Here is a 21,727-nt window from a genome sequence, read left to right as displayed (position 1 = left end):
ACGATGTTGGCTGCGCTTCAGGATGATTTGAGCGATTCGAGAGAAGTGTCCACCACTAGGCACGAATAAACAGGGCGATAAGATATTCTTATCGCCCTTTGTTTTTTTAGGAAAGTTAGATGGAACCATGTCCACTCTGTCTGCACCAGGACAGTACCCTGTTTAGCCAGGACCCGCAGCGTCAGTACCGGCAATGTCAGCAATGCGCACTCGTTTTTGTCCCCGCCGCCCAGTTGTTAACTGCAGAGCAAGAACAACAGCATTATCGGTTACATAATAACGATGTCAGTGATGCCGGCTACCGACAGTTTTTAAGCCGTCTGGCCGGGCCCTTATTGGCCGCTTTACCCGCCGGGCCGCTGCAGGGGCTGGATTTTGGTTGTGGCCCCGGCCCGTTATTAGCCCAAATGCTACAGGAAGCCGGTCATCAGATGCAGCTGTGGGACCCGTTCTTTGCCAATAACCCTGAAGTGCTGACGCGGCGCTATGACTTTATTAGCTGCAGCGAAGCCATTGAGCACTTTGTCAACCCGGCACAGGAGTGGCAATGCTGGTTAAGGTTACTGCAACCCGGCGGCGTGCTGGCGATTATGACCAGCCACTATCCAGCGGTTAGCCAGTTTGCCAACTGGCACTATAAACGTGATCCTACACATATCCGCTTTTTCCACCCGGATACCTTTAACTTTTTAGCCCGCCGCGATCAGTTAAGCCTAAGTTTTCCTGCAAAGGATGTGGTGATCTTACGCAAAGCTGGTTAAAATGTGCGCCCTTTTTTACAGGTATCCAGATTACTATGACGCGTCAAAAAAAATCCCGTAAGGCCAACGACAACGGACAACGCCATTTGCCGGCCAGCGAAATCCGTAAGATCCGTGAGCACAAGGATGAAACCAAGAAAAAAGGCGCCGGTCTGAAATCAGGTAACCGCAATAGCATGCAGCAAGCCAAGGTCACTCAGGACAGTGCTGCCAGCAAACAGAAGAAAGACCCGCGCCTTGGCAGTAAAAAGCCCATCGCATTGCTGCCAGAAACCAGCCCGGAATTGTTACCTGCATCAACAGCGCCAGCCCCGTTACCCCGGGTACAGCTGAAGGCGGCAAAGGCTGAACCGCTAAGCCCTGAGCAGGAGCTGCAGCAACTGGAAAACGATCCTAAGCTGCAACTCTTACTGGAGCGGGTCGAGCGCGATGAGCTGTTAACCGGGAAAGATGCCAAGTATTTTAACCGCCAGACCGCCCGCATCAGCGAACTGTTAGCGCTGTTAGGGCTGGATGATGAGCAACCAGACACACCAACTTCAGAGCAGGATGAGGATCCGCTGAGTCGCTTCGAGCGTACTGACTGGCGTAAAGATTTATTAGGTGATGAGGATCCGGCGTGACCTGGTGGTTAGTATTACTGCTGATTACAGCAGTGTTGATTGTCGCGAGTCTGGCATTTTATGCCGGCAAGCTACTGTGGTTACTGCAGCAGCAGAAACAACAGCAGCAGCTGGCTGAGCAAAAGGCTCGCCAGCAACAGCAGGAAAAGAAAGCGTACCTGCAGGAAAGCATAGTGCTGATCAGCCGCGCCATGCTGGAACAGCAATGTGAATTCTCTGAGGGTGCGTTAAGGCTATGGGTATTACTGGACCACTGGCCGGCCGCAGATAAACCCGATGCTATAAGCAGTTACCCTGGGATTTATCAGATGTATCTGACAGTTAAAGATATGCCAACCCATCAGGCCCGCAAGGATCAGGACAAAAAACTGACCCGGCAGCAGGATAAAGTTCGTCTGACTGCCGAGAAAGATCTGAAAGCGCAAATCGAAGACGATTTGCGACTGATTCTGGCACGGTTTCAGCAGGCCTAGTGCCTGCTGCAATGGCGTTATTGCTTGTAAATCTGACCATCCTTCATCACAAAACTCACCTGGCCCATCAGCTGAATATCCTGCAGCGGGTTGCCGGGCACCGCAATAATATCGGCCAGTTTACCCACCTTAATTGAGCCCAGCTCCTGCTCCATACCCAGTAAACGCGCGCCTTCAATAGTAGCAGACTGAATTGCTGCCATGGCCGGCATGCCGGCTTCGGTCATATACACAAACTCGCGCCAGTTATCACCATGCGCCCCGACGCCAGCATCGGTGCCAAAGGCAATTTTTACACCTGCTTTATAGGCTTCACTAAAGGTTTGCTGGATCAGGGGCCCGATAGTTGCGGCTTTCGGGCGTACCAAATCCGGGAAAAAGCCGTCTATTTCTGCTTTTTGCTGCACCCATTTACCAGCACTGATCGTCGGCACATAGTAGGTACCATGCTTTTTCATTAACGCCATGGTTTCTTTATCCATAAAGGTGCCATGCTCAATCGAATCGACGCCGGCTTTAATGGCGCGCTGCATTCCTTCTTTGCCGTGCGCATGCACCGCCACTTTAAAACCGTAGTCGCGTGCTGTGCTGACAATGGCTGCCAGCTCCTCGTCGGTGAATTGCGGATTCATGCCGCTCTTCGCGACGCTCAGTACCCCGCCAGTGGCCGTTACCTTGATCAGATCCGCACCTTCTTTGTAGCGCTGCCGCACCGCTTTACGGGCCTCATCCGCACCATTAATTACCCCGTCTTTTGGACCCGGATCGCCCTGCAGTAAGTAAGCCAGACCATTTGTCGGATCGGCATGGCCTCCGGTGGTGGCCAGAGATTTACCGGCGGCGAAGATCCGCGGTCCACTGACATAGCCCTGGGCAATGGCTTTGCGTAGCGCCACACTCACTTGATGACTGTCTCCAAGCTCACGTACTGTGGTAAAGCCAGACAGCAGGGTTCGCTCAGCAAACACGGCTCCGCGTAATGCAAAATCAGCCTCATTCAGGCGCTGGCCCTCGCCATAAGAGGTTGCACTCATCTGGGTCGAAAAATGGGTATGCATATCCATCAGCCCCGGCATCACCGTATGCTGGCGTAAATCAATCAAAGTGGCTCCCGCTGTTGGTGTTTGGTAGCCTCGCTCGACGCCAACAATTTTATTACCATCAACAATGATGGTGTGCTCGGTCAGCGGTTGGGCATGTTCAGCGGTAATCAGGCGTCCGGCGTGGATATAGGTCGTCGCGGCGGCATCAGCCAGACTGAATGCGGTTAAACAAGCAAGGGTTAGCACGGAGAGTGACGTTTTCATTATTATTATCCTGTGGCAAGTGTTGCTTCACTATCAAACGCGACAGGCTGCCCCGCAATTGGCTTGCGATATCTGACCAGATTTTGCGATAAGCCGCACTGTCACGATATTAAACCGCTACCCGGGCAGCTCATCCGAGGATGCCAGCAGATAAGGTTGCCCACCACTGTAGAGTACTGCACGACTACCAGCCGCATCCTGTTGCAGCTGCGCCTGGTCCAGCAACTGATAGTACAGATTACGGTGTAAACGGGCTGACAGGCCGCGCCATAGCATCAGATAAGGTAGTTGCTGTCCGCCATAGTGCTGTAGCAGTAGCGGATAGTCAGCACAGACCGGGATCTTATCTTGCAGATTGGTGGTTAACCACAGCTCTGGGCCAGCAGGGCCCGCTTGCCAGTCGCTACTCAATGCGATAAAGGGCGCATCTGCAACCTGGATCCGCACTTTCTCTGCCGGCGTCTGCAAAAAGTAATCAGCCCCCTGGCGGATTAACACCGACGCAAAGAGTTTAATCAGGCCCGGACGGGTAATTTCGCCATCTTGATACCACCAGCGGCCCTGATTATCAATGCGAAGCGGTAAATCGCCACAAAAAGGCGGATCCCATTGCTCAACCGGAGCCAGTTTGGGTTGCTGTAATTGTTGTTGTAATGAAGCTAAGTCCATGGTTTGCCTGGAACAGACAGAATGTTAGCCAAGTATAGCAGGGGGTGCAGCGGGGTTGCAGAAAGAAAAGTGGGGTGACTGATGGGGCTCGAACCCACGACAACCGGAATCACAATCCGGGGCTCTACCAACTGAGCTACAGTCACCACTGAGACGTGCTATTTTAACCAAAAAGCTCACACGCAACCAAGTGCTTTTTTCAGCAGATAGCCCCAGTATAGCCGCAATTGCTCACTTGACGGCCAAAATTGACGATGTTTTATGGTACTATGCCGGTTCGAACCACTTTCACAGGAGTGAACCTATGGAGCAAATTACCGAGTTATTTCAGCAAAACCACGAAGTACTGCTGGGATATTTGCTACAACTTATCGCAGCTATTGTGATTTTCTATGTCGGCCGCATCATCGCCCGCAGTGTGTCTGGGTTGCTGGAAAAAGGCTTGTTATCCCGCAAGATAGATAAAGCCGTTGTCTCCTTCCTGTCCAGTATCCTGTATGCGATCCTAATGATAGCCACAGCCTTGATGGCGCTGTCACAGATTGGTGTACAAACCACGTCCTTTATTGCCATTTTGGGCGCTGCCGGTTTGGCCGTTGGTCTGGCACTGCAAGGTTCGCTGGCGAACTTTGCTTCCGGTGTGCTGATTATACTGTTCCGGCCCTTTAAATCCGGCGATTTTATTGATGCCGGAGGCATTACCGGTACCGTGGATAAAATCGAAATCTTTCAGACCATTATGAAAACACCGGACAACAAGAGAGTAATAGTGCCGAATGCGAAGATTACCGGCGGCCATATTACCAACTTCTCTGCCGAGAGCACCCGGCGTGTCGATCTGGTGATCGGTATCAGTTATGACTCGGACTTACGCAAAGCCAAAGCTATTCTGGAACAGATTATTCAGGACGATCCGCGGGTATTGCCGGAACCGGCGCCAAATATCAGGGTCTCAGAACTGGCGGACTCCTCAGTCAATTTTATTGTCCGGCCTTGGGTAAAGACCGAAGACTATTGGGGCGTGTACTGGGATACGCTGGAAAAAGTGAAACTAACCTTCGACGAGCAAGGTATTGGTATTCCATTCCCGCAAATGGATATACATATCAAGAAAGACGTAAAGGAAGCTGTATGAAAGCATTAACTATCGCGACGTTGGCCGCGCTGGCTGTGTCTACTCAGGCGCAGGCTGCCGATCAGAAAGTCTGGACCACCTCGGCTGAGCTTGGTGCCATTACCACTACCGGTAATACCGAGGGCACCTCGATCACCGGTAAACTGGATGCAAAGCAAGATCTGCGCAAATGGAGCAACCAGTATATTCTGAGTGCGTTTTTCAAAGAAGATCAGAAAACCGATGCCGATGGCAACAAAATCAAAGAGCGCTCGGCCGAACGTTATTTGGTATCGGCCAAAGGTGCTTACAAGCTGACTGAAGAGCACGATAACCTGTTTGTCTTAGGTTCTTATACCGATGATAAGTTTGGTGCCTATACGCGCTACACCACGCTGGCGGCCGGTTATGGTACCCGGCTGTTAAACCTGGAACAACAGTCTCTGGATGTTGAGATCGGTCCGGGTTATTACACCGCTAAACGTGCCAATGATGAAACCGAGAACGGTTTACTAGCCCGTGCTGCTGCTGCCTATAAGTGGACGCTGAGTGAATCAGCGACCTTTACCCAAACGCTAAGTGTCGAGTACGGTGACGATAATACCCGTACCATTGCCGAAACGGCGCTAAGTGCAAGGATCAATGGTGCTATGCAGATGAAAGCTGCCTTTCTGGTACAAAATGACTCTGATGTACCAGTTGATAAAAAGCGCACTGATACCCAAACCTCTCTAACCCTGGTGTATTCATTCTAACGCTGCTACAAGCTGCTGAGAGATTAAAAACGGGCATCACGCCCGTTTTTTTTGACGAGCTCCATACAGTTAGTAAAATTCAGCTATGCTTGATAGCAAAGAGTTCGCAATATCTGTCTGGACAACGCCACGCGCTATGAAGCAATTGGATGCTAAACTCAACAAGCTCCGCTATTACCCTCTGTTCGGTGCCTTGATCTACCTGTTATTTGGTGCGCTATGGATCACCTTTAGCGACCAATTACTCCTGTCTTTAGCTGTGGATCCACAAACCCTGTCCCGCTATCAAAGCTATAAGGGCTATTTTTATATTGCGCTAACCGCCGCACTGGCCTGGATATTGTTAAGGCAACGCCTGCATTTTTCGCGTTCTCTGACCAAATCCGAATACATTCTGGACCAGACTATTGAAAAAGCCGCCGCTGGTATTGCTCATGTCAGCCCCAGCGGTCAGTTCTTGCGTGTTAATCAGGAATTGTGTCGCCTGCTCGGTTACAGCATGGCGGAACTGCGTGAACTGAGCTTCCAACAGCTGACGCACCCGATGGATTTAGCCCGTGACCAGGCACTGGTTGAAGAAACTTTGAGTGGCCTGCGCCAGCACTACTCTCTAGAAAAACGCTATTTACGTAAGGATGGCCAGGTGATCTGGGCCAGATTATCCGTGTCATTAATTGCCGCTACCGATATCTCCGATACATTTTTTGTATCTGTTATTCAGGATATTTCGGATGTGAAGTTGGCACAACTCAAACTGGAAGAGAGTGAGCTGCGCTTTCGTACCCTGCTTGATAGTATGCCGACGATCTCGGTGCAGGGTTATGATGAAGATGGCACTACTTTGTTCTGGAATAAAGGCAGTGAGCTGGTGTACGGCTACAGTAGTCAGGAAGCTATCGGCCGTAGTTTACTGGATCTAATTATTCCGGAAAAAATGCAGGAGGGTGTCAGAGAGGCAGTAAGCCAGATGGCCAGTAGCGGCGAGGCCCGCCATGCTGAAGAACTGGTATTAAAACGCAAGGATGGTAGTCCGGTCACAGTCTATTCTTCGCATGCGGTGGTAATTTTGCCGGATAAAAAGCCACAAATCTATTGTATCGACATTGACCTGACCACCTATAAACAGCAGGAAGCCCAGCTGGCATTTCTGGCGCAATATGATCCGCTGACCCACCTGCCGAACCGGCACTTCTTTGCCAATCAATTGGAGCAGGCATTGAAAGTTGCCCGTCGTGAGCAGTTGCAATTGGCGGTACTGATTCTGGATCTGGATAACTTCAAGAATATCAATGACTCTTACGGCCATAACGTTGGCGATCAATTACTAAAGCAAGTTGCTGAAAAGCTTCGGATTTGCTGCCGTGATACGGATACCCTGGCGCGACTGGGCGGCGATGAGTTTGCCATTTTGATCGAGCATCTGGAGCAGCCGGAAGATGCCGCCCGTTTTGCACAGGAACTGCTGCGTACCATGCAACAAACCCTGATGTTGCCACCGGATTTGGAACTCAGCGCGGCGGCCTCGATCGGTATCAGCCTGTTTCCGCAACATCACGACAACGTCGAAGCCCTGCTACAGGGTGCCGACGCGGCTCTTTATAAAGCCAAGGCTGAAGGCCGTAATACTTATTATTATTATAGTGACCAGCTAACCGCCCAAGCCAGACAGCGACTGGTTTTGGAAGGCCGGTTACGTAACGCCATTAAAACCGGGCAATTACATTGTTATTATCAGCCGCAACTGGAGGTGGCAACAGGCAGGATAATAGGTGCAGAGCTGTTGCTACGCTGGCGTGATCCTGAACTGGGCTTTGTCAGCCCGGAAATTTCTATTCCACTGGCTGAAAGCTCGGGCCTTATTCATGCTCTGGGGATCCAGGTATTGCAGCAAGCCTGCGTGCAAGGCAAAGCCTGGCTGGACGAGGGTCTGCCCGCCATAAGCCTGGCGGTCAATGTCTCAGCTCACCAATTTAGCCGCGGCGAACTGGGACAACAAGTTAGAACCTTGTTAGCGGAGACCGGCTTTCCGGCTAAGTTCCTGGAACTGGAGGTGACCGAAAGCGCCCTGATGCAGGACGAGGACAAGGTTATCGAAACTATGCAACAGTTACGGGCCACCGGCGTCAGATTGGCAATTGACGATTTCGGTACCGGCTATTCCTCCCTCGCATATTTGCAGCGCCTGCCGCTGGATATCCTGAAAGTAGACCGGCGTTTTATCTGCAATATGACCACCAACCCGGATAATCAGCAAATTACCAAGGCGATTATTGAGTTAGGGCATACACTGCGGTTTGAAGTGCTGGCAGAAGGTGTTGAAACTGCTGAGCAACTGGCGATGCTACAACAAATGCGCTGTAACTACTATCAGGGTTACTTGTTTAGTAAACCTGTGCCCGCCGAAACCTTCCGCCAGTTACTGGCACAGCAACAGGGCGTTGGAGTGCGGGCACACTAATGCCGCCGATCACGGCAAGCTTCAGTGGCCAACTCAATTTCTATCGTGGTATTCAGTAGTGAAAACTCGCTGAGTAGCTGCTCAACCTGGCTTTTTAACTGCTGATACTGGCTCAGTTCTTCCAGCTCGACTACCAGATGCGCACTGAGCACATGCTGCTCACCATCCAGCGACCATAGGTGTAAATGATGCACTTCACGCACCTGCGGCTGAGTGAGTAAACGTTGTTCGATCTGCGCCAGTAAGGCGGTATCCGGTACCGCCTGAAAAAACAGTCGCGCCGTGCTGCGTAAATTGCGCAGTACATTAAACAAAATAAATAAGGTAAAGGCGATCGATAACAGCGGGTCAATAATTGGCCAGTCGACAAAATGCATCACCAGCGCCGCCAGCAGCACCGCAACCCAGCCCAGCACATCTTCCAGTAGGTGCCAGTTCAATACCCGCTCATTCAGGGTTTTGCCGCCACTGAGTTTATAGGCGGCAAAACCATTTACCAGTATGCCGAGCACGGCCAGCGCCATCATGCCTTCGGTCAGCGGCATCACCGGCTCACTGAGTCGCGGCATGGCTTCGGCCAGGATCCAGACTGAACCACCAATCAGAATGATACAATTTAACAAGGCGCCAAATAAACTAAGCCGGCGATAACCGTAGGTGTAATGTGCGGTAGGCGCTTTTTTACCCAGCTTATACAGCAGCCAGCCACTGCCCAGCGCCAGACTATCGCCAAGATCATGAATCGCATCCGCCATAATGGCCGTGCTATTAGTCAGCCAGCCGCCGATAAACTCAATAATGGTAAAACCCAGATTCAAAAAAAACGCCCAACCGAGCCGGCTACCGCTATCCTCTGTCGCCGCTAAACCATGGCCGTGCCGGTGCTGCCCATGACCGTGCTGATGCCGCGAGTGCGGGTGCTGCGAATGTGAGTGAGAATGGTGATGTGAATGCGGTGTCATAGTGGCGCTTCCTGCTGAGCACTACTCTGACTATAGACACTGACGCTATTGAATAGCAAGCAGAAAAAAGCCCCTATGGCAGGGGCTTAGTCAACAATCAGTCAACAATCAGTCAACAATCAGAACGGGACTTTTACACTTACCAAGTTGTAAAGACGGTGTCCTAATAAAATCAATACGTTTACTTAAAATTCCTTCCTGCCAACGTCAAAATGTAAAGACGTGGGCGAAATCTCTAAACGTCTTTACATTTACCCAAAACGAATACGTCAAGGCACTGATTATTTTTCCTGGTAGTTATTTTATAGGGTAGCTGACAATAAGTTTCGTGTCATTAGCGACGCGCATTTGATTGCCTTTTAGATCATGGAATGGAAACTCAGCGTAATCAAATCCGCGGGTTGATAAATTCAAGATCAGCGCTGTGTCGGTTAAGGACAGTTTGCAGGCGTATGGAGGATAGACTCCCTCATTCTTTTTAGTGATCATGAATGCTATAGGGAAGAAACTCAGCAGGCTGATTATTGCGGTGTGCCCATTATTCCAGAAAGCTAACTCTTTCGCGCTTAAGTGCATGCGGTAAGGGTAAAACCAATAATAGATATCATGCGTTTCATCTAGCGCAGAATTATCCCCCAGGACAAAGCGTTTGAGCGGGTCAAAATAAGCATGCTCCTTGGGCTCGGCAATGCACTCCTGTGCCGATGTCGCAGCCAAAACATGCCCAATCATCGCCCGGGTAAAGCGCACAGGGTTTACCTTTGCTTGGATGATTGTGCCAGGGTGATCAGCATACTGGAAATAATCCCTAATTTTACCGGTAAGCTCGCTGCACACCTTAGCGATTTCATCATCATTGCCACCAAGTGCCCGATTGTTACAGTCTTGGCATATGGTCTTAAAACCACTCCCCTTAAGAGAAGGAACACCCCTTATTCTATGCGCGTTCTCTCCCGTCATTTCGCCAATGTGGCGCTGTTCAATCTTGGTTATCGTAACGGCGCCTTTCGGCGGCACATGATCAAAGGAAAGATGTCCGTGTTTCCCACATATTAAGCAGTGGCCGTTGTCTACCTTTGTATGTTTTGATCGCTCAGACATTAGCTTGCTAAATTTACCCATCATGACCTCCATGCACAGTTAGTAAACGCGACATAGCCTGGTACCAATTGTTATGCCAAATAACTGCAGTAATAAAACTCGCAATAGGAATGGTGTTTTTATCAAACAATATAACCAATTAAATAGTGGGTGTTTTGTTGTTGGGATTTGCAGCCTCGCCAGGCGCTTGCGCTTCCAGCAATGTTACCAACGAGGTAAAAAGTGCCGCATGCTGTTCAGAGGTACGAATAAGCGTGTTTATCCGGCTGAGCAATAAATCGGCAGGCTGAATATCTTCACCAAATGGTACGCCAAGATATTTGCAATATTTTTTCAAATTCGGTGAAAGGTACCGGCACATTCCACGCTCGATTTTTGACAACTGGCCCACATCCACACCGGTAGCCAGAGATACTGTTTTCAACGTGATCCCGAGGCCTTGCCGTTTTTCCTTAAGTGTTTTACAAACGTGGGATAGCGCCATAAATTATGCATAATTTTTGCAAATTGGTGATATACTACCACAGGAAAATTAAATGTGATATTTATAGTGCGCTTCGTTTTTTTAGGCGGAGTCGACATCCAGGCGTAGGGTGAATGATGGGACGACAACATGACTGATATGGCGACAATATTGACCTCATTCGGGGCCGATCTGTCTGAGTGCGTTCTGTTTAACAGTAACGGGCCTGAGTGTCTGCCCTATGCCACTTTACTGGATACACGCCGGCGGAACCATGCCGATCTGAGTGCGGTGGTGGGGGTCTATCAGTGGCAGGATACGCCTTTGATGTTCCTGGTGGATGCGCAGCAGCTATCTGACGCTCAGCAGTTGCACAAAATTCGCCGCGTCCTGGCCATGCGGGGCGACGCACCCTACCTCGGCGTGATCTCACCGGGTCAGCTGACGGTTTATCATATTGCGTTGGATAAACAAGATGTAAACAGTGCGCGTCTTAACATTGAAACCGTTGATCCTGCATCCGGTGAACTGTTTGTCTATTTAGGTAACCGGCGGCCTAAAGCCGCAATTGCACAGCGTCATTGGATAGCCAATATTGTGCTGCGCCTGTTGGACGGCTCAATCACCCGTCTGATCAACTTAAATGTGATCAGTGACAGCGATGTGATCTCACTGGTAGGCCGGGCCCTGTTTACCCGTTTTCTGGCCGACAGGCAGTTGTTGCCAGCGTCTGTCTTGCCCACATCCGGTGCCGGCGGGTTGTTTGATACGCGTGAGTCAGCAGAAGCCATATCCGGATGGCTGGATCAGACCTTTAATGGCCATCTCTTGCCCATGTCTGAGAAGGTGTTTGATAGCTTGCCAGAACAAGCCTATCGGATCCTGGGTGATATTTTGCGCCGTGCGCCGGATCATCAGTTGTTCTTAGGCTGGGAAGAAAAATGGGATCACCTCGACTTTTCGCATATTCCCGTTGGGGTGTTAAGCCAGGCCTATGAGCTGTATCTACGCAACCATAATGCTGACAAACAGCGAAAGGAAGGTAGTTTTTATACGCCCAGTTTGATCGCGGACTTAATGGTGAAGGCCTCGCTACGCAAGCTTGAACTGGCCGGTACCGGTCATTGCGCCCGTCTATTGGATCCTGCTGCCGGTGCCGGCGTATTTTTACTGACCGCGATGCGTGAATTAGTGGCCTTGCGTTGGAAGCATGATGGTGTCCGGCCGGACACGGGCACCTTGAGATCGATCCTCCGACACCAAATTGTAGGATTCGATATCAATGAAATTGCCCTGCGTTTCGCCGCTCTGGGGCTGTATTTGCTGTCCATTGAACTCGATCCAGATCCGCAGCCGGTTGATAAGCTTCGGTTTGACGATTTAACCGAGACTACGTTGCTGTTGCTGTCTCACGATGAACAGGGTAATGCGAGCAGTCTGGGTAGCTTAGGGCCCGCCGCGGGCGAGAAGCATCTGGGGCAATATGACGTGGTGATCGGCAATCCACCCTGGTCCAGCGGCACCAAGCTGCCCGATTGGAAAACCGTGCGCCAGACCGTTACCCGGATCGCAAAAGGACGTGGGCTGCAGGTAAAAGAACTCCCCATCCCCAATGAGGCGCTCGATCTGCCCTTTATCTGGCGGGCGATGGAATGGGCAAAGCCAGGCGGCCAAATTGCGTTTGCTTTACATGCGAAACTGCTGTTTCAGCAGGGTGATGGTATGCCTGCTGCCCGGCAAGTCCTCTTTGACGCCTTGGATGTGACCTCCATTATCAATGGAACAGAGCTGCGCAACACGAAGGTGTGGCCAAAGATTTCGTCGCCATTCTGTCTGCTGTTTGCCACCAATCAGTTGCCGGGGCCGGCGGCGGGGTTTCGCTTTATTAATTTACACCTGGATGATGCGTTAAATAAAGCCGGGGCGATCCGGTTGGATTCGATCGGTGCCGATATCATATCAACGTCTCAATTGCGGGAGCTGCCGGAACTGCTTAAGGTCCTGTTTCGTGGTACTTCGCTTGATCTGCGGTTGTTGCAGAAGGTCAGGGGGAAATCCCATCCGACGCTCGCGGCGTTTTGGGGCCGTGAATTTGGTCTCGTTAAGGGTAAGCTGGCGTGCAGCGGTAGCGGCTTTCAGACACAAAAAGACAGCAGTCGTGTGAGGAAAAACGGCGATGGTTTGCCGGGGGCGGATGCGGGTTATCTTCATGGCATGCCAGAGCTGACGGCAGCGACCTTTCATAAGGGGATCATCGATGCAAAAACTCTCCCGTTGTTCCGCCATGCCCGGATCCACGACCCCCGTGATGCGGAACGTTTCACCGGGCCATTGCTGATCGTCCACAAGTCCGTACCTGCAGACACCACACGGATCAATATCGCCATCGCCGATCAGAGTATTGCCTTCAATGAAACCTTTTATGGCTACAGCGTGGCCAAACACCCGCAGGCGCAAACACTCTCGCGTTATCTGGCGTTGGTGCTTGGCAGTCACGTCGCACTCTGGATGATCCTGTTAACCAGCGGCGAATTCGGCTTTGAACGGGAAGTGGTGGAAAAAGCCACGTTAGAAAGCCTGCCGATCCCGGACTTTAATGATCTGTCAGCCAATGAGCATGCGGAAGTGTTACGTTTATTTGACCAACTTCAGGCGGGGACGATAACCTGGCAACACGTCGATGAATGGGTAGCGAACCGATACGGCTTATCGGAAAAGGATCTGCAGGTTATCAACGATACGCTGGCTCATCGTCTTCCCTTTGCTGAGATCAAAGAGGCTGCCCAACGTCCACCGCAGGCTCGCGACATGGCCATTTTTTGTGATGCGCTTACACACGAACTGCAACCATGGACAGCACGCTTCGGCCAGCAATTTAGGGTAGATGCCTTACAGACCTCGCCCTTGTCTCCATGGTGTGCCGTTCAGATCACCGCCGTTCAGGAGAGGCAGAAGACGGCCAGTGCGCCCCTGGCAGGTATTGCCGCTGTTGCGGATGATGTCGCGGCAACTGAATTCATCGTGCGTCAGGATGCACACACCCTCATAATCGGCCGCCTGGCGCAATGCCGGTACTGGTCAGCTTCACAAGCAAAGCTATTAGCCCAGCGTTTGGTGTGGGCACATCTTGATTTTCTGCAAGGGAACCCGTCTGCATGATCCGACTGCCTGCATCTGCCCACAAGAAGCATATTGAAGTGCTCACTCAGGGGCTTGTGTTGCCATTACCACCGATCAGTAACGGTCACTTAAAACTCATTGCAGACATATTGTCCGATGCGTTTATGCAAGTGAAGCAACAGGATCGGGTTACCGTGGAAGACGGTGATGAGTCCACTGTTTCCGGTTTGCTTCATTCAACATTAGGTTACCTGATTGATAGTGATCTGCTGGTGGGCCAGGTGTTTAATAATGTGTCACGTGGAGAAGAAACATACAACTTCGACGGCAGTAAGCATGAAAAACGCCCGGATCTCTCCCTTTACTTAACGGGCAGGACGATCAGGTTTCCTTTGTTGGTGGAAGCGAAACTTATCGACCATGCCAAGCAGAAGACCGTAAAACTGTATGGTGATAATGGGATCAGGCGTTTTATAACCGGCGATTACGGCTGGGCCTCACAAGAAGCATTTATGTTGGCGTATGTCCGGGGTAAAGAAACGCCCTCTGGTACCCTTGCGCCCCATTTAAAGCAAGTCGGTCAAACAGACCCAACGCATTACCAGCTCATTATGATACAAGAGCCTTTACAACGGCTGTCAGAAAGCCTGGCCGTATCACAGCACCACCGCCCGTTTACCTATATCCATGTTACCCCACCACATTCACCCGGTGCTATTACGCTGTGGCATCTATGGCTCAGGTAGGTACCAGTAATGAAAAAAGACCGAACTGATAAAAAACAGAAGCCGGCGACATTCTGTGCGGTAAAGCGTGTGCCGGGTCAAACGGATCAAGCGCGCTTCGATTTGTTGAAGACAATTTATCAACAAATGCTTGCTGAGCAGACAAATGCTTGCTGAGCAGGAAATCACATCAAATGGGTCAAGAAAAAGACGCCAGGATGGTCAAGTAAGCTACCGAAATTGAGAGCTGGTTTGTATTCCCCTGAGTGTGGAACAGTTGGTGGGGTATTTGCATGATGTTGATCAGTTTTTTATCGTGGATTCGCACGTAATGACAAATAAGCATCTGGAATTAAAAAGAAATCATCACAGTGTTTGGGCGCATTATCTTAAAGGGTGGTCTCCTGATGGTTCAAACGTTTTTAGTACAACACGAAGTAAAAAAATCATATTTGATTCCGTCAAAATGCTTACGGTTGAAAGGGATTTTTACAAGGTGTGTGTGCTTACCGATGAGCATTTGAGTTGCATTAGGGGCGTTTCAAAGTTGAGCCCTATCCATTTGCATAATTCTCACATGCAAGAGCTGGATAGTTATTTGCAAGTACAGCTAGCTCAGCTGAAAAGTGTTGATGAAGGGTATTGCTCAGAGGATTCTGAAAGAGTTTTCCTTGCATGGGCCCATAACTCCATGGAGAACCAACATGCACAGCACGAGCTAGAAGTTCGTGAAATTGTGAGATCGCTTGCGTGCAGAGATCTATCCGTGCTAGAAAAAGATAATAACATGCTTTTGTTTATGCAGTTTATAGGGCAGCAAGTGGCAAGAACAAAGGTTTTCAAAAGGTCATCAATTGAAAGGCTTTCTTTATCTGAAGTAGCGTCCGTAAGGGAACACGCAAGACTTTTTCAAGAATGTTGGTGGTTTATGCACTATATGTTCGGTATGTCTATAGCATATTCGCTATTTTTTGAGAGAGGTTTGTTCTCTAACACTCTGCTAATAAACGGTGCTTCAGAGTCTTTTATCACTTCAGATCAGCCGGTTATAAATATTCATCCTGCATTAGATCTCGGTGGCGAAAACCTTTCTGGCAAAGAGTGTGATTTTTATTACCCGGTCTCCCCAAAAGTCGCTTACATAATAAGCCGTTCAGGGCGCTATTCTTCAGGTGTAGTTGAAGCATCAGAAGAGCTTGTTCTCGAATTGAATGAGAAAATGGCAAAGTCAGCATTGGTGAATATAATATCTGACAATGAGCGCGCTCTAAAAAGTACCGAAAATACCTCAGCTGAGTGTTGTAGATTTGGGCTGATCAATTTTTCTATGTCTAAATATCGTATGTTCTTTCATAGAATCGTTCTGACGGAGTCAGTTGCCGGGCTTCGTCAGCAAACCTTTTCTCGTAGGATTTTAATCGTTCGGCGAAGCCTTGCGCTGCTTTAGCTTTCTGCTCATCGGTCTCTGTCAGTTGTCTCAGTGCTTTTAAGCTCATTAAGTCCCCGTCCATGTTCTGCACATGCTGTTTCAGCAATGATATGCTAGGCATTACAAATAAAGGTTTAAAACGTAGCGTGCTTAACCACCGATTTTAATATGCATATAAAGGTCACTCGCACTTAATCTTGTTTATACGAGGTAGTATAGCATATTGTTCACCATGCCTGCGTAAAGGGCCTGCAGGAGAAAGTTTTACTCTTGGTGTCACACTCAAATAAAAAGCCCCTAAAACAAGGCTGTTTCTCGATGATATTTTTTTTTGTAAAAAAAATAAATCAATTTAATTCATTTGGTTAAAATGAAAACATGCATAAATAAAGCTTTTATAATTATTTATTAGCTAAAATCGCAGAATTTTGTTGTGAATTTTGAGAAAATTAAATTAACTAATTTTTAAATCAAAAGTCAGGCCAGAAATTGCGCGAAAAACACTGTTTAAATCACTGTTTTGATTAAATTATTAGCATTCACTAATGCTGTCTTTACATTTTAAAAGTGTAAAGTTCTTTTTCCCTGCAACGGGTAAAACCTAATCGTCTTTACATTCCTGATATAGGTAAATTGCACTTTTGAAAAAGAAAAACCCATGAAAATCATGGGTTTGCAGAACAAAACTTTCGCGTCTTTACAAAACGCAAAAGTGTAAAGTCAGAACGGGATATCGTCATCAAAGTCGATTGGTGGTTCCATCGGCGGGCGCTGCTGCGCTGGCGGTTGTTGCTGGAAGCCACCTTGTGGCTGTGCCGGCTTTTGATAATTGCCTTGCGGCTGGAAATTCTGTTGTGGCGCGCCCTGATAGGCGGCTTGCTGCGGAGCGGCTTGTTGTGGCGCCCGCGGTTGATAACCTTGCTGGCCGCCGCCCATTCCACCACCCATGCCGCCACCCTGGCCTTCGCCACGACCGTCCAGCATTTGCAGCTCATTGGCAACGATTTCAGTGGTGTAACGCTCTACGCCTTGCTGATCCTGCCACTTACGGGTTTTCAGCTTGCCTTCGATATACACCTTAGAGCCTTTACGCAGATATTCGCCGGCAATTTCTGCCAAACGCTGGTAAATCACGACCCGGTGCCATTCGGTTTGCTCTTTCATTTCGCCGGTAGCTTTATCTTTCCAGCTTTCAGAGGTCGCAATGCTCAGGTTAGCGACGGCGCCGCCCTGCGGCATATAACGGACTTCCGGATCCTGGCCCAGATTACCGATTAAAATGACTTTGTTAATTCCACGCGCCATGCGTATTTCTCCTGCAAAATTGTTACTGATTGCCAGCGGCAATCAAAGACTGAGCCTGTGCGATGTCAAACTGCTGCGAACTGACTTTCAGGTAGCAGCGCTGATCGGCTAATAAAATCGTGACTTCCTGCACCCCGGCCAGGCTACTGAGCCTGGCTGCCAGCTGGCCGGCTTGCTGCTCAGTGCTGACAGCAACCGGTAGCGATAAGCGCTGGGCACGGGCGGGCACCTGCATGGTGCTGGCTATGATAAACCATACTAAACCAATTACTGCTAAGGCGCCATACACCGCCATAAAACCAAAGTGCTGGGCGATAGCACCACCCAGCAAGCCGCCTAAAAAGGCACCGAAAAACTGGCTGCTGGAGTAAATCCCCATTGCACTGCCTCGCTGGCCGGCGGGCGCCACCCGCGACACCATTGCCGGTAAACTGGCTTCCAGAAAATTAAAGCCGGTAAAAAATACCAGCAGGGCCAGCGCCAACAGCCAGAAGCTGTTTGCCTGCCAAGCTATTAACATCGCAATAACTAATAATAGTATATTTATTAAAAAATACCGTTTTTCCTGCTGCCGGCGCATCGCAATAATCATCATCGGCACCATAAATACAAACGACAGCAATAATACCGGTAAATACAGCTGCCAATGCTGCTCTGCCGCAAACTGCTGCGACGCCAGTAACGGCGGTAGTGCAACAAACATCGCCGTAAGCATCAGGTGCAACAATAATACGCCTAAGTCCAGCTGTAATAGTTGCCGGTGCCGGAACATCGCAGCCAAACTTTGCGGTAAGGCCAAGGTTTCAGCAGCCGGTGCCTTACTGACACTTTTCGGCACCACGAAAGCGACCAGCAACATGGCCGCCACCGCCATTACCGCAGTAAACCAGAACACGCCACTTAAACCGGCCAGTTTCGCCAGCAAGGGCCCCAGTACCATTGCCAAGGCAAAAGATAAACCGATGGTGGCGCCGATAATCGCCATCACTTTCGGTCGCTGCTCTTCGCGCGTTAGATCGGCCGCCAGTGCCAACACCGCACCGGAAATCGCCCCGGCACCCTGTAATACCCGGCCCAGCGTCACCAGATAAACGGACTCTGCCAGCGCTGCTACGACCGAACCCAGCACAAACAGCGCTAAGCCCACCAGCATGACTCTATGTCGGCCAATTTTGTCCGACAACCAACCAAAAGGAATTTGTAAAATCGCCTGGGTTAAACCATAGGCGCCAATCGCTAACCCGATCCACAGCGGGGAAAAACCGGCCAGCTGTTCGCCGTACAGGGCAAACACCGGCAATAGCATAAAGAGCCCGAGCATACGGGTAGAAAACACCAGCGCCAGCGCTACGGCGGCGCGCTTTTCCAGGGCATTCAAATGATGCATGCGAACAGCTAACACCAGAGGTTCAAAATAAACAGGGCGGCAGTTTAGCACAAAAAAGCCGGCCGGCGGCAGCGCCCGCAGCAATGGCTGCCATTGCGACAGTGAAATTCTGCCAGCGGCGGGCCAAAGCCGGATTGGCGGCGTATAAGCAGCTTTAATCCGCTTGTCGCTGGCAATTACTGCGCAGCCTAGTGTATATTTGTACAGCATTATCCGGCTAAATGGAACCACCATGGACAAAATTGAGATCCGCGGCGCCCGCACCCACAACCTGAAGAATATTTCGCTAACCCTGCCACGCGACAAACTGATCGTGGTAACAGGTTTATCCGGCTCCGGTAAATCGTCGCTGGCCTTTGATACCCTGTATGCCGAAGGGCAACGCCGCTATGTCGAATCGCTGTCGGCCTATGCCCGGCAATTTTTAAGCCTGATGGAAAAGCCGGATGTCGATCATATTGAAGGCTTGTCACCGGCGATCTCGATTGAACAAAAGTCGACCTCCCATAACCCGCGCTCTACTGTGGGTACCATTACCGAAATTTACGATTATCTGCGCTTACTATTTGCGCGGGTCGGCGAGCCGCGTTGCCCGGAGCATGATCTGCCACTGGCCGCGCAAACCATTAGTGAGATGGTGGATAAAGCCACCGAATTTCCGGAAGGTACCAAGCTGATGGTGTTGGCACCGGTGGTGCAGGAGCGCAAAGGTGAGCATGTTAAAACCTTAGAAAGCCTGGCAGCGCAGGGCTATGTGCGGGCGCGGATTGACGGTGAAATTTGCGATCTGTCCGATCCGCCGAAGTTAGATTTACAGAAAAAGCACACCATTGAAGTGGTGGTAGACCGCATTAAGGTGCGGGATGATATTAAGTTGCGGCTGGCCGAGTCGTTCGAAACCGCACTGCAACTGTCGGGCGGCGTGGCGCGGGTGGCGCTGATGGACCAGCCTGATGCTGAAGAGCTGGTGTTTTCCGCTAACTATGCCTGTCCGACTTGCGGTTACTCCATGACCGAGCTGGAGCCACGGCTGTTTTCCTTTAATAACCCGGCCGGCGCCTGCCCCAGCTGCGATGGTTTGGGCGTCAAGCAATTCTTCGATCCGAAAAAAGTGGTGGTCAGTGATGAGCTGAGTCTGGCCGGCGGGGCGATCCGTGGTTGGGATAAACGTAACTTCTATTATTTTCAAATGCTAAAGGCGCTGTCTGAGCACTACAATTTTCAGCTGGATGTGCCCTTTAACAGCCTGAGTAAAAAGCAGCAAGACGTGATCCTGTATGGCAGCGGCCATACCATTATCGACTTTAAATACCTGAATGACCGCGGCGATATTGTGCTGCGCAGCCATCCGTTTGAGGGCATTTTACCGAATATGGAGCGCCGCTACCGCGAAACCGAATCGAACTCGGTACGCGAAGAGCTAAGTAAATATCTTGCCAGCCAGCCGTGCCCCAGCTGTCATGGCACCCGGCTACGTACCGAAGCCCGCCATGTTTTTATTGGTAAAACCACCTTACCGCAAGTGGTAGAACTGGCGATTGGCGACTGCCTGGCGTTTTTCCAGCAACTGAGTTTAACCGGCCAGAAAGCCAAAATTGCCGAAAAGGTATTAAAAGAAATTCAGGATCGGCTGCAGTTTCTGGTGAATGTCGGCCTTAACTACCTGAACCTGTCGCGCAGCGCCGAAACCCTGTCTGGCGGCGAAGCACAGCGCATCCGGTTAGCCAGCCAGATCGGTGCCGGTTTAGTTGGTGTGATGTATGTGCTGGATGAGCCCTCTATCGGCCTGCACCAGCGTGATAACGACCGCTTACTGGCGACATTGAATCATCTGCGCGATCTGGGTAATACCGTTATCGTGGTTGAGCATGACGAAGATGCCGTGCGGGCCGCGGACTATATTATTGATATCGGCCCCGGCGCCGGCGTGCATGGCGGCAATATAGTAGCGCAGGGCACGCTGCAACAGGTGATGGCGGTAGAAGAATCACTGACCGGCCAGTATATGTCGGGGGCGCGCAAAATCGCGGTGCCGGCTAAGCGTGCACCACTGAATGATAAATGGTTAAATCTGACCGGCGCCAGCGGCAATAACCTGAAAAACGTCGATCTCGCCATTCCCTTTGGCTTGATGACCTGTGTTACCGGGGTATCCGGCTCCGGGAAGTCGACACTGATCAACGATACGCTGTTCCGCATCGCCCACCGGGTATTAAATAAAGCCGAGGGTGACGATCCGGCACCCTATAAGGCGGTAAGCGGGCTGGAGCATTTTGATAAAGTGATCGATATCGATCAAAGCCCGATTGGCCGCACGCCGCGTTCTAACGCCGCGACCTACACCGGTATTTTTACCGGCGTACGCGAGCTGTTTGCCGGTACCCAAGAAGCGCGCTCACGCGGCTATCAGGTCGGCCGCTTTAGTTTTAACGTCAAAGGTGGGCGCTGTGAGGCCTGTCAGGGCGACGGTGTGATTAAAGTAGAAATGCACTTTTTACCCGATGTTTATGTGCCCTGCGATGTTTGTAAGGGTAAACGCTATAACCGCGAAACGCAGGAAATTAAATACAAAGGCAAGAATATCCACGAAGTGCTGGATATGACGGTGGAAGATGCGCTAGATTTCTTTGACGCCATCCCGGCGATTAAGCGTAAGGTGCAAACGCTGATGGATGTTGGCCTGTCCTATATTAAGCTCGGGCAGTCGGCAACCACCTTATCCGGCGGTGAAGCACAACGGGTGAAACTGGCACGCGAGCTGAGTAAACGCGACACAGGTAAAACCCTGTATATTCTGGACGAACCGACCACCGGTCTGCATTTTTACGATATCCAGCAGCTGCTGAATGTACTGCACCGGCTGCGTGATCATGGCAATACCATAGTGGTCATTGAGCACAATCTGGATGTGATTAAAACCGCCGACTGGATTGTTGACTTAGGCCCGGAAGGTGGCAGCGGCGGCGGCGAAATCCTGATTGCCGGCACGCCGGAGCAGGTAGCCGCCTGTGAGAAATCTTACACGGGGAAATATTTAAAGCCGATGTTGGGATAAACCGATTAAGGCAGCACAAC

At 50.5% G+C, this 21,727-nt stretch carries 17 protein-coding genes and 1 tRNA gene; 10 read left to right on the top strand and 8 right to left on the bottom strand.

Annotated elements, in window-relative coordinates:
* The first annotated feature begins 119 nt into the window (after positions 1 to 119).
* From AEST_RS00870 to AEST_RS00860, 3 genes are read left to right on the top strand one after another with little or no spacing between them, the layout of a single operon-like run.
* A complete protein-coding gene (locus AEST_RS00870; RefSeq protein WP_008606368.1) occupies positions 120 to 761 on the top strand; it encodes a class I SAM-dependent methyltransferase in 642 nt (213 codons plus the stop codon).
* A gap of 35 nt (positions 762 to 796) precedes the next feature.
* Positions 797 to 1,384 carry a Der GTPase-activating protein YihI gene (yihI, locus tag AEST_RS00865; protein ID WP_008606367.1) on the top strand — a complete coding sequence of 196 codons (588 nt, stop codon included), beginning with the start codon at positions 797 to 799 and terminating at the stop codon, positions 1,382 to 1,384.
* Positions 1,381 to 1,857, top strand: coding sequence for a DUF2489 domain-containing protein (locus tag AEST_RS00860; protein WP_008606366.1), 477 nt, complete (start codon positions 1,381 to 1,383; stop codon positions 1,855 to 1,857). The genes yihI and AEST_RS00860 overlap by 4 nt, the downstream gene beginning before the upstream one ends.
* 17 nt (positions 1,858 to 1,874) lie before the next feature.
* Here the strand turns inward: AEST_RS00860 and AEST_RS00855 are convergent, their stop codons facing one another.
* From AEST_RS00855 to AEST_RS00845, 3 genes are all read right to left on the bottom strand, one after another.
* Positions 1,875 to 3,164 carry a metal-dependent hydrolase family protein gene (locus AEST_RS00855; protein WP_008606365.1) on the bottom strand — a complete coding sequence of 430 codons (1,290 nt, stop codon included), beginning with the start codon at positions 3,162 to 3,164 and terminating at the stop codon, positions 1,875 to 1,877.
* Positions 3,165 to 3,281: 117 nt separating this feature from the next.
* Positions 3,282 to 3,833 carry a DUF1285 domain-containing protein gene (locus AEST_RS00850; RefSeq protein ID WP_008606363.1) on the bottom strand — a complete coding sequence of 184 codons (552 nt, stop codon included), beginning with the start codon at positions 3,831 to 3,833 and terminating at the stop codon, positions 3,282 to 3,284.
* A 70-nt stretch (positions 3,834 to 3,903) separates the two neighbouring features.
* Positions 3,904 to 3,979, bottom strand: a tRNA-His gene (locus AEST_RS00845).
* Between the two features lie 158 nt (positions 3,980 to 4,137).
* Between AEST_RS00845 and AEST_RS00840 the strand changes: the two genes are divergently transcribed.
* From AEST_RS00840 to AEST_RS00830, 3 genes are all read left to right on the top strand, one after another.
* A complete protein-coding gene (locus AEST_RS00840) occupies positions 4,138 to 4,968 on the top strand; it encodes a mechanosensitive ion channel domain-containing protein (protein WP_008606362.1) in 831 nt (276 codons plus the stop codon).
* Complete coding sequence (locus AEST_RS00835; RefSeq protein WP_008606360.1) at positions 4,965 to 5,702, top strand: DUF481 domain-containing protein; 738 nt, start codon at positions 4,965 to 4,967, stop codon at positions 5,700 to 5,702. The genes AEST_RS00840 and AEST_RS00835 overlap by 4 nt, the downstream gene beginning before the upstream one ends.
* Positions 5,703 to 5,838: 136 nt before the next feature.
* Entirely contained in the window at positions 5,839 to 8,160 is a 2,322-nt protein-coding gene (locus AEST_RS00830) for a putative bifunctional diguanylate cyclase/phosphodiesterase (RefSeq protein ID WP_039924750.1), read from the top strand.
* Here the strand turns inward: AEST_RS00830 and AEST_RS00825 are convergent.
* The 3 genes from AEST_RS00825 to AEST_RS00815 all read right to left on the bottom strand — a co-directional run bounded on the left by AEST_RS00825 (position 8,157) and on the right by AEST_RS00815 (position 10,707).
* Positions 8,157 to 9,122 (bottom strand): cation diffusion facilitator family transporter, encoded by a 966-nt coding sequence (locus AEST_RS00825; protein ID WP_008606358.1) that lies wholly within the window; start codon positions 9,120 to 9,122, stop codon positions 8,157 to 8,159. The two genes, AEST_RS00830 and AEST_RS00825, sit on opposite strands and share 4 nt — an antisense overlap.
* Before the next feature lie 297 nt (positions 9,123 to 9,419).
* Positions 9,420 to 10,247, bottom strand: a complete 828-nt coding sequence (locus AEST_RS00820; protein WP_238534521.1) for a metal-binding protein — start codon at positions 10,245 to 10,247, stop codon at positions 9,420 to 9,422.
* A 115-nt stretch (positions 10,248 to 10,362) separates the two neighbouring features.
* Entirely contained in the window at positions 10,363 to 10,707 is a 345-nt protein-coding gene (locus tag AEST_RS00815) for a helix-turn-helix domain-containing protein (RefSeq protein WP_083840359.1), read from the bottom strand.
* A 129-nt stretch (positions 10,708 to 10,836) separates the two neighbouring features.
* On the opposite strand from AEST_RS00815, the gene AEST_RS00810 reads away from it, so the two are divergent.
* The 3 genes from AEST_RS00810 to AEST_RS00800 all read left to right on the top strand — a co-directional run bounded on the left by AEST_RS00810 (position 10,837) and on the right by AEST_RS00800 (position 15,978).
* A complete protein-coding gene (locus AEST_RS00810; RefSeq protein ID WP_008606354.1) occupies positions 10,837 to 13,845 on the top strand; it encodes an HsdM family class I SAM-dependent methyltransferase in 3,009 nt (1,002 codons plus the stop codon).
* Complete coding sequence (locus tag AEST_RS00805; protein ID WP_008606352.1) at positions 13,842 to 14,552, top strand: hypothetical protein; 711 nt, start codon at positions 13,842 to 13,844, stop codon at positions 14,550 to 14,552. Before AEST_RS00810 ends, AEST_RS00805 begins: the two co-directional genes overlap by 4 nt.
* Before the next feature lie 310 nt (positions 14,553 to 14,862).
* Positions 14,863 to 15,978, top strand: a complete 1,116-nt coding sequence (locus tag AEST_RS00800) for a DUF4238 domain-containing protein (protein ID WP_008606350.1) — start codon at positions 14,863 to 14,865, stop codon at positions 15,976 to 15,978.
* Between the two features lie 702 nt (positions 15,979 to 16,680).
* Here the strand turns inward: AEST_RS00800 and ssb are convergent.
* Complete coding sequence (gene ssb, locus AEST_RS00795; protein ID WP_008606349.1) at positions 16,681 to 17,265, bottom strand: single-stranded DNA-binding protein; 585 nt, start codon at positions 17,263 to 17,265, stop codon at positions 16,681 to 16,683.
* Between the two features lie 22 nt (positions 17,266 to 17,287).
* On the bottom strand, positions 17,288 to 18,862 hold the full coding sequence (locus AEST_RS00790) for an MFS transporter (RefSeq protein WP_008606348.1): 1,575 nt from the start codon (positions 18,860 to 18,862) through the stop codon (positions 17,288 to 17,290).
* Between the two features lie 22 nt (positions 18,863 to 18,884).
* Here AEST_RS00790 and uvrA point away from each other — a divergent pair, with 22 nt between their 5' ends.
* Complete coding sequence (gene uvrA / locus AEST_RS00785; RefSeq protein WP_008606347.1) at positions 18,885 to 21,707, top strand: excinuclease ABC subunit UvrA; 2,823 nt, start codon at positions 18,885 to 18,887, stop codon at positions 21,705 to 21,707.
* Positions 21,708 to 21,727 lie beyond the last annotated feature (20 nt).

Source organism: Alishewanella aestuarii B11 (assembly GCF_000280055.1).
Classification (GTDB): domain Bacteria; phylum Pseudomonadota; class Gammaproteobacteria; order Enterobacterales; family Alteromonadaceae; genus Alishewanella; species Alishewanella aestuarii.
This window is presented reverse-complemented; position numbering and strand designations above follow the sequence as displayed.

What these genes read in the sequence shown, in the direction of transcription:
- AEST_RS00815 (WP_083840359.1), bottom strand. Translation starts at nt 10,707, where the DNA reads ATGGCGCTATCCCACGTTTGTAAAACACTTAAGGAAAAACGGCAAGGC.
- yihI (WP_008606367.1), top strand. Translation starts at nt 797, where the DNA reads ATGACGCGTCAAAAAAAATCCCGTAAGGCCAACGACAACGGACAACGC.
- AEST_RS00820 (WP_238534521.1), bottom strand. Translation starts at nt 10,247, where the DNA reads ATGATGGGTAAATTTAGCAAGCTAATGTCTGAGCGATCAAAACATACA.
- AEST_RS00810 (WP_008606354.1), top strand. Translation starts at nt 10,837, where the DNA reads ATGACTGATATGGCGACAATATTGACCTCATTCGGGGCCGATCTGTCT.
- AEST_RS00790 (WP_008606348.1), bottom strand. Translation starts at nt 18,862, where the DNA reads ATGCTGTACAAATATACACTAGGCTGCGCAGTAATTGCCAGCGACAAG.
- AEST_RS00805 (WP_008606352.1), top strand. Translation starts at nt 13,842, where the DNA reads ATGATCCGACTGCCTGCATCTGCCCACAAGAAGCATATTGAAGTGCTC.
- AEST_RS00825 (WP_008606358.1), bottom strand. Translation starts at nt 9,122, where the DNA reads ATGACACCGCATTCACATCACCATTCTCACTCACATTCGCAGCACCCG.
- AEST_RS00835 (WP_008606360.1), top strand. Translation starts at nt 4,965, where the DNA reads ATGAAAGCATTAACTATCGCGACGTTGGCCGCGCTGGCTGTGTCTACT.
- AEST_RS00830 (WP_039924750.1), top strand. Translation starts at nt 5,839, where the DNA reads ATGAAGCAATTGGATGCTAAACTCAACAAGCTCCGCTATTACCCTCTG.
- ssb (WP_008606349.1), bottom strand. Translation starts at nt 17,265, where the DNA reads ATGGCGCGTGGAATTAACAAAGTCATTTTAATCGGTAATCTGGGCCAG.
- AEST_RS00840 (WP_008606362.1), top strand. Translation starts at nt 4,138, where the DNA reads ATGGAGCAAATTACCGAGTTATTTCAGCAAAACCACGAAGTACTGCTG.
- AEST_RS00870 (WP_008606368.1), top strand. Translation starts at nt 120, where the DNA reads ATGGAACCATGTCCACTCTGTCTGCACCAGGACAGTACCCTGTTTAGC.
- AEST_RS00800 (WP_008606350.1), top strand. Translation starts at nt 14,863, where the DNA reads ATGACAAATAAGCATCTGGAATTAAAAAGAAATCATCACAGTGTTTGG.
- AEST_RS00855 (WP_008606365.1), bottom strand. Translation starts at nt 3,164, where the DNA reads ATGAAAACGTCACTCTCCGTGCTAACCCTTGCTTGTTTAACCGCATTC.
- uvrA (WP_008606347.1), top strand. Translation starts at nt 18,885, where the DNA reads ATGGACAAAATTGAGATCCGCGGCGCCCGCACCCACAACCTGAAGAAT.
- AEST_RS00850 (WP_008606363.1), bottom strand. Translation starts at nt 3,833, where the DNA reads ATGGACTTAGCTTCATTACAACAACAATTACAGCAACCCAAACTGGCT.